Origin of the sequence: Alkalihalophilus lindianensis (genome assembly GCF_032843265.1) — a bacterium.
Classification (GTDB): Bacteria; Bacillota; Bacilli; order Bacillales; family Bacillaceae_D; genus Alkalihalophilus; species Alkalihalophilus lindianensis.
Map to the genome: position 1 here is coordinate 1 of NZ_JAWJBA010000628.1, position 257 is coordinate 257.

A 257-nucleotide genomic window follows, 5' to 3' on the forward strand; every position below is an offset into this window, starting at 1 on the left:
GGTGAAGTCCCACAGGGCGGTGATCACCTCGTCGGTGACGCCGGACAGCAGGCGCGCGGTCTCGATCCCGCCGGCGCCGTTCTCCAGCCGCTCCTTGGCGATCATCCGGCCGCGGAACAGCGCCTGCTTGAGGATGTCGAGGGCCGCCTTGCGCTGCGCCACCCCGCCGGAGGCTTCCAGGGCGGCGGCGGACAGCTGGGCCCGCAGCCGGACGCCATCGACGACATACTCAAGGCGCGTGGGGCGAAGGCGAGGGG

1 protein-coding gene is annotated in these 257 nt (G+C 72.8%); it reads right to left on the bottom strand.

What is annotated here, in order from left to right; all coding sequences use genetic code 11:
- The coding region (locus tag RYX56_RS26695; protein WP_317124297.1) for a hypothetical protein at nt 1-257 on the bottom strand (257 nt) is incomplete at both ends.